Source organism: Streptomyces sp. NPDC090445, assembly GCF_044769385.1.
In the GTDB taxonomy this organism is placed as follows: Bacteria; Actinomycetota; Actinomycetes; order Streptomycetales; family Streptomycetaceae; genus Streptomyces.
In genome coordinates this window covers 185,131-197,993 of sequence record NZ_JBIVXV010000009.1, presented here as the reverse complement: position 1 = coordinate 197,993, position 12,863 = coordinate 185,131, and the positions used below count along the sequence as shown (strand labels likewise).

Annotated in this window: 12 protein-coding genes; 10 read left to right on the top strand and 2 right to left on the bottom strand. The window is 75.6% G+C overall.

Going from position 1 to position 12,863, the window contains the following annotated elements; translation table 11 throughout:
• The first annotated feature begins 8 nt into the window (after positions 1–8).
• From ACIQUT_RS20595 to ACIQUT_RS20585, 3 genes are all read left to right on the top strand, one after another.
• The gene (locus tag ACIQUT_RS20595; RefSeq protein WP_403564462.1) at positions 9–1,286 is read left to right on the top strand and encodes a glycosyltransferase; all 1,278 of its coding nucleotides are present in this window, start codon (positions 9–11) and stop codon (positions 1,284–1,286) included.
• 67 nt (positions 1,287–1,353) lie between these two features.
• Positions 1,354–2,100: a lipopolysaccharide biosynthesis protein gene (locus tag ACIQUT_RS20590; protein WP_403564375.1), complete on the top strand. Its 747-nt coding sequence runs from the start codon at positions 1,354–1,356 to the stop codon at positions 2,098–2,100.
• Positions 2,097–3,239 carry a GNAT family N-acetyltransferase gene (locus tag ACIQUT_RS20585; protein ID WP_403564373.1) on the top strand — a complete coding sequence of 381 codons (1,143 nt, stop codon included), beginning with the start codon at positions 2,097–2,099 and terminating at the stop codon, positions 3,237–3,239. Before ACIQUT_RS20590 ends, ACIQUT_RS20585 begins: the two co-directional genes overlap by 4 nt.
• Positions 3,240–3,244: 5 nt before the next feature.
• On the opposite strand, the gene ACIQUT_RS20580 is transcribed toward ACIQUT_RS20585, so the two are convergent.
• The gene (locus ACIQUT_RS20580) at positions 3,245–4,873 is read right to left on the bottom strand and encodes a glycosyl hydrolase (protein ID WP_403564371.1); all 1,629 of its coding nucleotides are present in this window, start codon (positions 4,871–4,873) and stop codon (positions 3,245–3,247) included.
• A gap of 295 nt (positions 4,874–5,168) precedes the next feature.
• On the opposite strand from ACIQUT_RS20580, the gene ACIQUT_RS20575 reads away from it, so the two are divergent.
• From ACIQUT_RS20575 to ACIQUT_RS20555, 5 genes are all read left to right on the top strand, one after another.
• On the top strand, positions 5,169–6,656 hold the full coding sequence (locus ACIQUT_RS20575; protein WP_403564370.1) for an ATP-grasp domain-containing protein: 1,488 nt from the start codon (positions 5,169–5,171) through the stop codon (positions 6,654–6,656).
• A gap of 171 nt (positions 6,657–6,827) precedes the next feature.
• Complete coding sequence (locus ACIQUT_RS20570; RefSeq protein ID WP_403564460.1) at positions 6,828–8,102, top strand: NAD(P)-binding domain-containing protein; 1,275 nt, start codon at positions 6,828–6,830, stop codon at positions 8,100–8,102.
• A 17-nt stretch (positions 8,103–8,119) separates the two neighbouring features.
• Positions 8,120–8,362 carry a hypothetical protein gene (locus ACIQUT_RS20565; RefSeq protein WP_403564368.1) on the top strand — a complete coding sequence of 81 codons (243 nt, stop codon included), beginning with the start codon at positions 8,120–8,122 and terminating at the stop codon, positions 8,360–8,362.
• Between the two features lie 137 nt (positions 8,363–8,499).
• The gene (locus tag ACIQUT_RS20560) at positions 8,500–10,503 is read left to right on the top strand and encodes a SpoIIE family protein phosphatase (RefSeq protein WP_403564458.1); all 2,004 of its coding nucleotides are present in this window, start codon (positions 8,500–8,502) and stop codon (positions 10,501–10,503) included.
• An 86-nt stretch (positions 10,504–10,589) separates the two neighbouring features.
• Complete coding sequence (locus ACIQUT_RS20555) at positions 10,590–10,769, top strand: hypothetical protein (protein WP_403564367.1); 180 nt, start codon at positions 10,590–10,592, stop codon at positions 10,767–10,769.
• Positions 10,770–10,955: 186 nt separating this feature from the next.
• Here the strand turns inward: ACIQUT_RS20555 and ACIQUT_RS20550 are convergent, their stop codons facing one another.
• On the bottom strand, positions 10,956–11,399 hold the full coding sequence (locus tag ACIQUT_RS20550; RefSeq protein WP_403564366.1) for a DUF6299 family protein: 444 nt from the start codon (positions 11,397–11,399) through the stop codon (positions 10,956–10,958).
• Between the two features lie 166 nt (positions 11,400–11,565).
• Between ACIQUT_RS20550 and ACIQUT_RS20545 the strand changes: the two genes are divergently transcribed.
• Complete coding sequence (locus ACIQUT_RS20545; protein WP_403564364.1) at positions 11,566–12,159, top strand: DUF4352 domain-containing protein; 594 nt, start codon at positions 11,566–11,568, stop codon at positions 12,157–12,159.
• Between the two features lie 57 nt (positions 12,160–12,216).
• Positions 12,217–12,711 carry a DUF5949 family protein gene (locus ACIQUT_RS20540; RefSeq protein WP_403564363.1) on the top strand — a complete coding sequence of 165 codons (495 nt, stop codon included), beginning with the start codon at positions 12,217–12,219 and terminating at the stop codon, positions 12,709–12,711.
• Positions 12,712–12,863 lie beyond the last annotated feature (152 nt).

Here is a 12,863-nt window from a genome sequence, read left to right as displayed (position 1 = left end):
TGGAGGACCTGCGGGTGCTGCACGTCATCACCGGGCTCGGCGTCGGCGGCGCCGAGCAGCAGCTGCGGCTGCTGCTGCGGCACCTGCCGATGCGCTGCGACGTGCTGACCCTGACCAACCCGGGGCCCGTCGCCGAGGGGCTGCGCGCCGACGGGGTGCGCGTGGTCCACCTGGGCATGCGCGGCAACCGGGACCTAGGGGCGCTGCCCCGGCTGGCGCGGTTCGTCCGGCGCGGCCGGTACGACCTCGTCCACACCCACCTGTACCGGGCCTGCGTGTACGGGCGGCTCGCCGCCCGGCTCGCGGGCACCGGGGCGGCCGTCGCCACCGAGCACTCCCTCGGCGACGCCGAGATCGAGGGCCGACCGCTCACCGGCGGGGTCCGGGCCCTGTACCTGGCGAGCGAGCGGCTGGGCGCGGCGACGGTGGCCGTCTCCGACACGGTCGCGGACCGGCTGGCCGGGTGGGGCGTGCCCGCGGCCCGGGTGCACGTCGTGCCGAACGGGATCGAGGCCGCCCGGTTCCGCTTCGACGCCGGGGTGCGCCGGGCCACGCGGGCCCGGACCGGGCTGCCCGAGCGGGCGTTCGTCGTCGGCGGGGTCGGCCGGCTGGTGCCGGGCAAGCGGTTCGACGCACTGGTCCGGGCGGTGGCGGCGCTGCCGGGCGCGCACCTGCTGCTGGCCGGGGAGGGGCCCGAGCGGGCCGCGCTGCGCCGGCTGGCCGCCGAGCTCGGCGCGCAGAACCGGATCCACCTGCTGGGCGAGCGGGACCCGCTGGGCGACGGCCCGGACGGGCGCACGCCGGGGATCCCGGCGCTGCTGTCCGCGATGGACGTGTTCGTGTCGCCGTCGCGGGAGGAGGCGTTCGGGCTGGCGGTGGTGGAGGCGCTGGCGTCCGGGCTGCCGGTGCTGCACGTCACCTGCCCGGCGATCGACGACCTGCCGACCGCGGAGGCACCGGGCGCGCGGCGGATCGGCACCGGGCCGGAGGAGCTGGTCGCCGCCCTGCGCGGGCACATGGAGGCGGGCGCCACCCGGCTGCCGCCGCCGCCCGTGGTCCGGCGCTACGACATCGCGCGCAGCGCGGAGCAACTGCTGGACGTGTACCGGCTGGCCCTCGCCCCCCGCCCGCCGTCCCCCCGCCCCGCCCCGGCTCCCGCGACACCCGCCGCCCCGGCCGCGGCCCCCGCCCCGGCGTCCGCCGTGCCCGGCGGCCGGGCGGCTGCGCCCGCGGGCACGACGGGTTCCGCGCGCGAGCCGCTGCCGGCGCCCGGGGACCGGGACTGAACCGTATGCCCCGGGTCCCGAACGGGTCCGGGAGGAACACCTTTTCACCCAGGAAGTGAGCACGCACATGGCCGACACCGCCGAGCAGAAGAAGTCCGACCACCGCCGCCGCCGGGTCCGGCTGCTGCCGCCGCCCGCCTGGTGGCCGTTGCCCGTCTGCGCCGTGCTGGGCGTGGCCGCGGGCGGCGCGTACGGCGTCCTCAAGGCGCCCGAGTACGCCGCCACCAGCTATGTCGTCGCCGTCCCGGACGACACCACCGAGCCCGCCACCGCCCTCGGCTTCGCCCAGGCGTACGGCCGCATCGCCACCAGCACCTCCACCCTCGCGTACGCCCAGCCCCGCGCCGGGCTGGACGCCCGCCGGCTGCGGACCCAGGTCCGCGCCGAGACCTCCCCCGACTCCCCGATGATCGCCGTCACCGGCACCTCCCGGAGCGCCGCCGAGGCGGCCGACATCGCCAACGCGGTGGCCGACGCCCTGTCGCTGAGCAGCAATCAGGCCGCCAAGAACACCGGCGTGCAGCTGCTGCTGTTCAGCCAGGCCGTGGCCCCGGCCGATCCGGTCTCGCCGTCGGCCCCCGTCTCCGGAGCCGTCGGGCTGTGTGCCGGCGGGCTGCTCGGCGGCCTGTGGATGCTGGCCCGGCCCGGCCGCGGGCGGCGGGAGCAGCAGCAGCTGCCGCGGCAGGACCAGCCCTCGCGGCAGGAGCAGTCCTCGCGGCAGGAAGAAGCCGTCGTCGAGGAGTTCACCGCCACGCCCACGCTGCCGGCCCAGGGCGAGCACCCGGAATCCAAGGAGAAGGAGTCCGTGCGATGACACAGGGCTCCACCGGGGCCCTGTCGGTGGCGCTGTGCCGTGACCCCCGGCAGTTCGCCGCACTGGCCGAGCCCTGGAACCGGCTGTTCCGCTCCTGTCGTACCGCCACCCCCTTCCAGAGCCACGCCTGGCTGCACTCCTGGTGGCTGTCGTACGGCCGGGACGGGCGGCTGCGGATCGTGCTCGTGCGGCGCGACGGGGAACTGCTCGGCGCCGCCCCGCTGATGCTCGTCCACCGGCCGCTGCCGCTGCTGGTGCCGCTCGGCGGGGGCATCACCGACCACTCCGACGTGCTCGTGGCCGACGCGTACGCCGACCAGGTCGTGCCCGCGCTGGCCCACGGGCTGCACCGGGCGGCCCGCGGCGCCGTCGTCGACCTGCGCGAGGTGCGGCCCGGCGCGGCCGCCGAGGCCGTCTACGAGCAGTGGCCGGGCGTGCGCAGCAAGCTCGCCGATTCCACCTGCATGGAACTGCCCGCGCTGCCGTTCGACGAGCTGGTCAAGCGGATGCCGTCCTCCGGGGCCCAGCGGGTGCGGGCCAAGCTCCGCAAGACCGACGCGGCCGGCATCGAGGAGCGCGAGGTCACCGAGCACGAGGTGCCCGGTGCCGTACGGACCCTGCTGCGGCTCCACGAGAAGCAGTGGCGCGGCCGCGGGGTCACCCCCGAGCACCTCAAGCCCCGCTTCGCCGAGCACCTGACCCGGGCCACCCGGCGGATGGTGCGCGCGGGGGAGGGCCGGCTGACCGAGTTCCGGCTCGACGGGAAGGTGGTGGCGGCCAACGTCACGCTGCTGTCGGGGGCGCTCAGCGGCGGGTACCTGTACGGGGCCGACCCGGACCTGCGGGCGCGGAAGGTGGACGTGGCGACGCTGCTGCTGCGCTACGAGGCCGGCCGGGCCCTCGCGGAGGGCCGCCCGGTGGTGAGCTTCCTGCGCGGCAGCGAACCGTACAAGAACCACTGGCGGCCCGACACGGTCGTCAACCAGCGGTTCCTGATGGCCCGGACGGCGCTCGCGCCCCTGCTGCGGCTGCACGAGTCGCAGGTGACGGGGCGCGGGCGGGCGGTGGACGCCCTGCGCGAGGCGCTGCCGGCCGCCCGGGACTGGCGGGCCCGGCTCAACGAACTGCGGGTGCGATGACGGGTCTACCAGGGCCAGAAGCCGGAGTCCCGGCCCCAGTCCCAGTCGAGGGTGATGCACACCGCCTGCTTGCCGACCAGCTCGGAGAGCCAGTCGCCGAGGCCGAGCGGCAGGCACCACTGCGTGCTGTTCACGGGTGTCGGACGGGGCGGCACCGGATCGGGAACGACCGGGCTGGGCGTGGCCGGGCTGGGGGCGGCGGGGCTCGGCGCGACCGGGCCGGGCGTGGCCGGGCTCGGCGCGACGGGCGTGGCCGCCGGGCTCTCGGCCGCCGGGCTCTCCGGTGCCGTGCTCTCCGGCACCTCGGGGGAGGGCGCGGGGGCCTCGGGGGCGGTCTCGACCGGGGACGGGGTCACGACGGGTGCCTCGGGCGTGGGGACCAGCGGCGAGGGCTTCGGCGCGGGCAGGTCGGGGGACGGGACCGGGGTCGGGACCTGCGGGGTCGGGATGTGCGGGGTCGGGATCTGGGGCGTGGGCACGGCCGGGGTCGGCACCACGGGCGTCGGGACGGCCGGGGTCGGGACCACCGGCGTCGGGACGGCCGGGGTCGGCACGACCGGCGTCGGGACCACCGGCGTCGGCACCACGGGGGTCGGCACCACGGGGGTCGGCACCACGGGGGTCGGCACCACGGGGGTCGGGACCACCGGGTCCGGCACCTCGGGCGTGAGCGCCTTGCGGAACACCTTCGCCGACAGCGGGTTCTGCTTGCACTGCCACACGCCGTGCGGGCAGTAGTCGGTGATGGTGTGGTAAAGCGGCTTCTGCTGCTCGATCCACTGGAGCATGCGCCGCATGTACTCCGGGTTGTCCCCGCGGCGGAACAGCCCCCACTCCGGGTACGAGACCCGCTTGCCGTGTGCCTTCGCGAAGTCGACGTGGTGCTGGAGCCCGTACGGCTGGGTGATCTGGTCGTCGAAGGTGCGGCCCGGACCCTGGTCGTAGGAGTCCATGCCGATGATGTCGACGACGTCGTCGCCCGGGTAGCAGCGGGTCCAGCCGATCGCGTCCGTCCCCCGGTTGGGGGTGAAGTCGAAGCTGAACTCCTGCCCGGGGACGGACCGCATCGCGGTGACGACGCGCCGCCAGTACACCTTCCAGTTCTCCGGGTCCGGCGCGCACCGGTGGGTGTAGGTGGCGCCGTTCATCTCCCAGCCGAGCACGATCACCGTGTCCGGCACGCCCAGGTCCACCAGCCGCTCGGCGAGCTTCCGGAAATGCGCGTCGAACCGGCCCTCGGCGCCCTCCCGGATCAGCCGGGCCACCTGCTGGTCCGGCACCCGGCCCTCGTTGCGCTCCTGCATGGGCACGTTGAGCACGAAGAGCCGGTCCGACGCGGCCTGGCGCCACTCGGCCCAGTCCTCCAGGAAGCCGACGTTCCCCTCGATGCCGGCCCAGCGGTCGCCCGGCAGGTAGGTGTGGCCGACGCGGATCTCCTTGCCGCCGAGCCAGTTCGACAGGAACGGGATCCGCGCGACCCCGGACGGCCCGTAGCCGAGGTAGGCGCCCATCGCGGTGTCCGAGGCCTTCGGCAGGTCGTCGCCGGGGGGTTCGAGTGCGGCACCGGTGGCGAGCAGCCCGGCCGCGACCGTACCGATGCAGGTGCTCGCCAGGTGGCGATGTGTTCTGGGCATGGCATCTCCCGGGCTCTCCCGAATCGGTGCGCTTGCCCAAGACGTTAGGCATCACATCCGATGAATGGCCTGCCCGACGGCAGCCTCCATAGGCCATTTGCAGTTGCGCACCATCCCTGCTTGGTCCGACTAGGTGAAAGACACCGTTTCCATGTACGAGTTCTCCGGCCACGTGCCCGCTGTTGTGCTCAGACTCGACCGGAATCCGTTCCACCACGGAACCCTGGGCGCCGTCAGATCCCTTGGGCGCAAGGGCGTGGAGGTCCATGCCGTCGTCGAGGCCGGGGGAGGTCCCATGAGGCGTTCGCGGTACGTGCGCGCCGTCCACGAGGGACCGCCGGGCGGGCTCGACCCGGAGGCGCCGGAGGCGCTCGGGGAGTGCCTCGCCGGGGTGTCGGAGCGGATCGGGCAGCCCGCGGTGCTCATCGCGATGGACGACCTGAGCGCGATCGCCGTCGCGCGGATCGCGCCGACGCTCGAAGGGCGGTTCCGGATCCCCCGCCAACCCGACGGCCTGCCGGCCAGGGTCGCCGACAAGGCCGAGCTGTCGGCGCTGTGCGCACGCTGGGACATCCCCCATCCGGAGACCGTGATCCCCGGCAGCGGGGCCGAGGCCGCCGACGCGGCCTGGCGGCTCGGCCTGCCCGCGGTCGCCAAGTGGAGCCGGCCCTGGCTGCTGCCGAAGGGCTCCGGCCTGCGCAGCACCACCCTCGTGCACACCGCCGCGGAGGCGCGCCGACTGTACGAGCGCACCGCGGAGGCCGGGAGCCGGCTGCTGCTGCAGCGGTTCCTGCCCGCCGGCGCCGGCACGGACTGGTTCTTCCACGGCGCCTTCGGCCCGGGCGGGCGCCCGCTGCTCGCCGGGTCGGGCCGCAAGGAGCTGTCCTGGCCGGTGCGGACGGGGCTGACGGCGGTGGGGCGCTGGCTGCCCGACCCGGCGGTGGAGGAGGCGGGGCTGCGGATCGCCGAACGCCTGGGCTACCAGGGGATCCTGGACCTCGACTTCCGGCGGGACGAGAGCGGCTGCTTCCGGCTGGTGGACTTCAACCCGCGTCCCGGGGCGCAGTTCCGGCTGTTCACCGACGCGGCCGGGCTGGACGTCGTCCAGGCCATGTACCTGGATCTGACGGGGCAGCAGGTGCCCGCGCAGTCCGGGGGGCCGGGCCGGGTGTTCGTCGCCGAGAACTACGCACTGCTGGCGGCGGTGCGCGGGCGGCAGCTCCCGCTGCGGCGGCGCGGGCGGCCGCGCGTGCCCGCCGGGGAGCCGGGTCCGGGGCGCGGGCCGGCGCGCGGACCGGGGCGGGGGCGGGGACGGCCGAAGAGGCGGACGGAGGCGGCCTGGTTCGCGGCGGACGACCTGATGCCCTTCCTGGCGATGCTCGCCGCGTTCCTCGGGCGGGGAGCCGACAAGGGGGCGCGCGTCCTGCGCCGGATCCCGGCGCACGGGCAGCGCACGGCGCGCGCGGTGGTGCGTACGCCGCGGCAGCGCACCCCGCGCCAGCGCGGCGGCAGCCAGGCACCGCCGGGCCCGCCGGCCCCCGCCCTGCCGGCCCCACCACCCGCACCGCCACCGCCACCGCCACCGCCACCGCCGGCTGTGCCCGCCCCGTCGGCGCCCGCTGCGGCTGTGCCGTCACTGCCTGGCGTGCCCGCGCCGTCGGCGCCGGCTGTGCCTGCCCTGTCGGGGCCCGCCGCGCCATCCGCCGCCCCTGCCGCGCCCGTCGTGCCGCCCCCGCCCGGGCCGCCGGAGGCAGCTGCTCCCGACGAGCTGGTGACGCGGTGACCGCCCGGGAGCCGGGCCCGTGCCCCCTGCGGGCGACACGGGCCGTGCCGGCGTTTGAGGCGCCGGGTCCCGGGAAGCCGGAGACGGCGGCGCGCACGACCCCCGCCGGCCCCGTACCGCCCCGTCGAACCACGGGGAACTCATGAGACTGGAGGGACAGCGGTGACGCGGATGGACGACCTCGTCGTGGTCGGCGCCGGTCCGTACGGGCTGTCGATCGCCGCGCACGCGGCGGCTGCCGGGATCGGCGTACGGGTGCTCGGGCGCCCCATGGCCTCGTGGCGGGACCACATGCCCGAGGGCATGTACCTGAAGTCCGAGTCCTGGGCCTCGAACCTCTCGGCGCCCGGCGGCCGGCACACCCTCGCCGAGTACTGCGCCGGCCAGGGGCTGGCGGCCGAGCACGGCCGACCGCTCCCGATCGGCACCTTCAGCGCGTACGGCATGTGGTTCGCCCGCCGGGCGGTGCCGGAGGTGGAGGAGCTGACCGTCACCGAGGTCACCCCGCAGGGCGACGGCTTCCGCATCCGCACCGCCGAGGGGCCCCCGCTCCTCGCCCGGACGGTGGCCCTCGCCGTCGGCGTGATGCCCTTCGCCCGCCACCCCGGGGCGCTGCGCGAGCTGCCGCCCGGGCACTACTCGCACAGCACCGACCACCGCGACCTGAGCCGGTTCGCGGGCCGGGAGGTCGCCGTGATCGGGGCCGGGCAGGCCGCCCTGGAGACCGCGGCCCTGCTCGCCGAGGGCGGCGCCCGGCCCTGCCTGGTCGCCCGGCGGGGCCGGATCGACTGGAACACCGTGCCCCCGCCGCTGGAGCGCCCGGCCCTGGAGGCGCTGCGCCGCCCGCACAGCGGCCTGGGCAGCGGCTGGCGCACCTGGGTGTGGTCCGAGCTGCCGTGGGCGGTGCGCCGGCTGCCCGCGGCGCGGCGGGAGCGGATCGCGGCCACCGCGCTCGGGCCCGCCGGGGCCTGGTGGCTGCGGGACCGGTTCGAGCGCAGCGTCCCGGCGCTGCTGGGGCACCGGCTGCGCCGGGCGGTCGCGGTGGGGGACCGGATCCGGCTGGGGCTGACCGGCGCGGCCGGGGGGCCCGCCGTCCTGGACGTCGCGCACGTCATCGCCGCGACCGGATTCCACCCGGAGCTGGGCCGGCTGGGGCTGCTCGACGCCCGGCTGCGGGACGCCCTGGACACGGTCGGGGGCGGCGGCACGCCGGAGCTGAGCCCCGCATTCGAGTCGTCGTGGCCGGGACTGTTCTTCGCGGGGCTGCTGACGGCTCCCTCATTCGGCCCTTCCATGCGATTCGTGCACGGTGCGGGGTTCACGGCGGGGAGACTGGTGAAAGGAGTCGGTAGGCGCCTCGGCGCCCGGCGCCGGCCGGCGGGCTCCCTCGGGAACCCGCGGTCCGCCCGGGCCGGCGCGGGGCATCCGAAGACGTCTCTGCGGTGAGGTGAGAGGGGTCCGCGATGAGTGCGGAGCAGCGAGCACAGGGCCGCGGCTGGGTGCGCATCCCGGCCAGCCGCACGGAACAGCACGCCACTGCGGGCGCGGCCGCCCCGTACGGTCCGCCCGCGCCCGCCGCACCGGACCCGTCGGCGATCTACCTGTCCCTCCTCAAGCGCTGGCGGGAGGCCGGTCGCACCCTTCCGGGGCATCCGGACGAGGAGTGGGAGCGGCTGATCTCCCAGCCGTACTGGCCCGGCCGTTAGGTGGTGTGTGTCAGGTGGCAGCGGCGGAGCGCGACAGATCCGGCCCAGGACCCGGCCCAGGAGCCGGCCGCGGACCGGGCCGGGGAGCCGGCGGCGGCCCGGTGACCGGGCCCGGCGAGCGGCTCGCCCTGAACGGCATGGGCAGCTTCGAGTGGGACCTGCGCGCCAACACGTTCGAGCTGGACGAGGCCGGGTACGCGGTCATGGACCTGGACCCCGCGGAGTTCGACCGGACCCCCGAGGGCCTCGGCCTGCGGATCCCCACGAACGACAGCGCGCGCCTGGCCGACTCCGTGCGGACCGCGGTCGACGAGGGCGCCGAGACGCACGGCTCGTACTTCACGGTCCGCCGGCGCGACGGCGTCGACCAGTGGACCCACACCCAGGGCAGGATCCTGCGGGACGCCGCCGGACGGCCCGACCGCATCGTCGGGATCGTCCGGGACGCGACGGCCGAGCTGGCCCAGGCGACCGTGCTGCGGAAGCTGGAGACGGCGCGGGCCAAACAGGCGACGATCGTGCAGCGGACCACCGAGGCCCTCTCGCGGGCGGTGACGGTCGACGACGTGACCGCCACGCTGACGGGCGCGGGAGCGCTGGAGCGGCTGGGCGCCGACGGGCTGGCCCTGGGGCTGGTCGAGAACGGCGCGATCAAGATCATCGCCTTGAGCGGGGAGTCCCTGGAGATCCTCAGCGAGCGCAGGTTCACCCGGCTGGACGGCACCCTGCCGCTGTCCCAGGCGGTGCTCACCCGCAAGGCCCGCTTCGCCACCTCGCTCAGCGCGCTGGCCGACGAGTTCCCCCTGCTCGCCGACTACCTGAACCGGATCCGGTTCGACGCGGCCGCCTACCTCCCGCTCATCGCCCAGGCCCGGGCCATCGGCGGTCTGGTGCTCTTCTACCGGCGGCGCACCGATTTCACCCCCGAGGAGCGCAACCTCTGCCTGGGCCTCGCCGGCATCGTCGCGCAGTCCCTCCAGCGGGCGCTCCTGTTCGACCAGGAGCGGGAGTTCGCGACGGGCCTGCAGGCCTCGATGCTGCCGCGGCGGATCCCGGAGATCAGCGGCGGCGAGATCGCCGTGCGCTACCACTCCGCGTGGAGCGGGCGCGAGGTCGGCGGGGACTGGTACGACGTGATCGCGCTGCCCCGCGACCGGGTCGGCATCGTGGTGGGCGACGTCCAGGGGCACGACACCCACGCCGCAGCGATCATGGGCCAGCTGCGGATCGCGCTGCGCGCCTACGCCGGCGAGGGGCACCCGCCGTCGACCGTGCTGGCGCGGGCCTCCCGCTTCCTGGCCGAGCTGGACACCGAGCGCTTCGCGACGTGCATGTACGCGCAGGTGGACCTGGAGACGGGCGGCGTACGGGCGGTCCGCGCGGGCCACCTCGGCCCGCTCATCCGGCACACCGACGGGCGGACCGGCTGGCCCAACGTGCGCGGCGGGCTGCCGCTCGGGCTGGCCTCCGCCTTCGAGCAGGAGGACTTCCCCGAGACCCGGCTCGACCTGGTCCCCGGAGAGACGCTGGTGCTGTGCACGGACGGCCTGGTGGAGGAGCCCGGCACCGCCATCACCCAGGGCATGGAGGCCCTCGCCCAGGTGGTCCGCAGCGGCCCGCAGGAAGCCGGGGCGCTCGCCGACCACCTCTCGGACCGGCTCTGGGAGCGCTGGGGCTCCGGCGACGACGTGGCCCTGCTCGTGCTGCGCCGGGCCCCGGACCCGGGTACCCACCGGGCCCCGCGGATCCACCAGTACATCCACCAGGCCGATCCGGAGGGGCTGTCGGAGGCCCGCTACGCCCTGCGGCAGGCGCTGCGGGACTGGGGCATGCCGGAGCTCGCCGACGACGTGGAAGTGGCCGCCGGGGAACTGCTGGTCAACGCCCTGCTGCACACCGACGGCGGCGCGGTGCTGACCATGGAGGTGCTGCCGGAGCCGGTGCGGCGGATCCGGCTGTGGGTCAAGGACCGCTCCAGCGTCTGGCCGCGCCGGCGGACCCCGGGGGAGGCCGCCACCACCGGGCGCGGACTGCTGCTGGTGGACGCGCTGGCCACGCACTGGGGGGTGGAGTCCCGGGGCGACGGCAAGGCGGTGTGGTGCGAGTTCGACGCGGCGGGCAGCCCCCGCGGCACGGCGTGAGCACGTGCGCACGCCGAGTTGTGGCCGGTGGGGTCCGGCGTGATGATGCGGTCCATGAGACGGACGTGTGTGGAACGGATCGTCCCGTGCGGCGCCGCCTGAGCGGGCGCACGGCCACGGGCCTGCTCGCGCTGCTCCTGCTCGGGGCCGCGCTGCCGACGGCCGTGGACCGCGCCGTGGACGTGGCCACAGGGCACCGGCACGCGGATCCCGGGTGCCGGACCGTGGCGTTCATGTCGATGACGGGCGCGGCGCCTTGCCGCTAGCGCTCCGCCGGAAGCCGGTTGTGATACCGCGGGCCGGTGGGGGCTGGTCGCGCAGTTCCCCGCGCCCCTGGCGGGGCGGGGCGTCGCCTTGCCGTTGGCGCTTCGCCATGCCGGTTGTGACGCTGCGGGCCGGTGGGGGCCGGTCGCGCAGTTCCCCGCGCCCCTGGCGGGGCGCGGTACCGCGGCTCAGCGGTGGTCGACGATCTCGACGACCTTCTCGTCCGCCGCCACCGTGTCGAGCGACGAGGGCATGATGCCCGAGAAGTGGATCTCCTGGAGTTCCGCCGTGGCCTTGGCGGGCCCCGCGTGCACCTGCGGCGTGTAGCCGAGCGTTCCGTGCGCGTGCCAGGCGTGGTCCTTGCCGTCGCAGACGGCCTCGCCGCCGCTGAGGCCGAGGTGGACGTCGTCCTGCACGAGGGCGGCCCTGACCTGGATCGTCCCCTCGGGTGACGGCAGCTCGCAGCGGTAGGTGCCGGAAAGGGTGATCGTGCCGTCCTTGCCGATGGATGCCTTCGACTGCACGGAAACAGCCTGGTTGAATACGGTGGCCTCGGCCGGGGCGGTGAATACCGCGCCCGCGGCCAGTGCCGAGAAGGCCGCCAGGGCGATTCGGCTGCCGTACGTGCGCATTCTTCCTCCAGGTGGATGCGGGTGACGGAATTCCGTCGGAACGCATTGTGCTGGCAGATGGGCGGCAACTCGCTCCGCACACCCGTGTCGGTGTGTGCAATTCCCCGCTCGGGCGCGTGAGACTGGCCGGAAATACCCCTCTCGAAGGTCCCCGAAGGGATCGCGCATGCGCCAGCCCCCCTCCGTCCCCGCCTCCGCTCTTGCCGCCGCCGCCCTCCTGCCGTTCCTGCTGTTCGGGACCACGGCCTGTTCCGCACCCTCCGACGGGGCCGCGCTCGCCCCCGCCGCGGTGCCCGCCGTCCCCGTGGACGACGCCGCCCCGGGCGCCGCGGGCGATCCCGCCGCGAAGGAAGCCCACGTGGGCGACCCCGTACGGGTGCACGGCCGCCAGGTCGGCCGACACCTCCAGGCGGTGCTCAACGCCTATGTCGACCCCGCGGTCAGCATGGAGAAGAACTACTCCCCGTCCGCGGGGAAGCGCTGGGTGGCCGCCTCGATGTCGTTCGTCAACGTCGGCGGGGCCTCGTACGGGGCACTCGGGCGCATGTGGGCGTACGACAGCGCGGGGAAGCGCCACCCGGCGGTGCAGACCGGCGAACTGACCACCGGGAAACCCCTCGTCTTCGATTCCCTCGCCGTCGGCGAACAGGCCGAGGGGTGGGTCGTGTTCGAAATCCCGGAAAATACGCGCATCGTTCGGCTCCAGTACCAGGATGCGAACGTCCAGTCGAATTCCGGAGAAGGATTCTGGGCGGTGTAGCCCGCCCGGGTGACAGGCCGTGAAAGGGGCGGGGTGAAGGCCACTAGGGTGCGGCGCATGACTTCAACTCAAGCCGAAATCGACCGGACCCGGCTCGGCACCCTTTCGGTGCTCGCCTGGATCGGCGACCCCGCCGAAGGCCACGACATGCCGTACCTCCTCGCCTACTCGCTGGGCGACGGCCCGCAGGGCCCGGAGGCCGCCGGGGAGGCCGCGCGGGCGCTGCTGGCGGAGAACAAGCTGTCCGTCGGGGACAAGGTCGAGGACGGCCGGAACGACCCGACGGGCTTCCCCGTGCAGATCATCCTGGCGGACAACCAGGTCGCCCTGACCCTGCCCGGACTCAACGCCACTTGCACCGTCCCGGACGAATGGGTCGAGGCGGCGAACGAGAGCGGGCAGGCGTACTTCCTGTTCGCCACCCGCCCCTGGCCCGAGGCCGTCCCGGGGCGGCCGGTCGACGCCGCGATGCTCCAGGCGTTCGCGGGGGACGAGGAGGTGCTCGCAACCAGCGCCCACTGCCTCCTCGCCGTACGGCGCCTGAAGCAGTAGCGCGCCGCCGCCGCGCGGTGCCGGCGGCGGCGGGCCGGGTGCCCGGCACCTGCTCGCCCACTTGCCCGGCACCTGCCCGCCCGCTCGCCCGGCGCCCGCTCCGGCCGCCGGGCTCCCGGCCTGCCCGGCGGCCGGTCCCGCGCGCCCGCGGC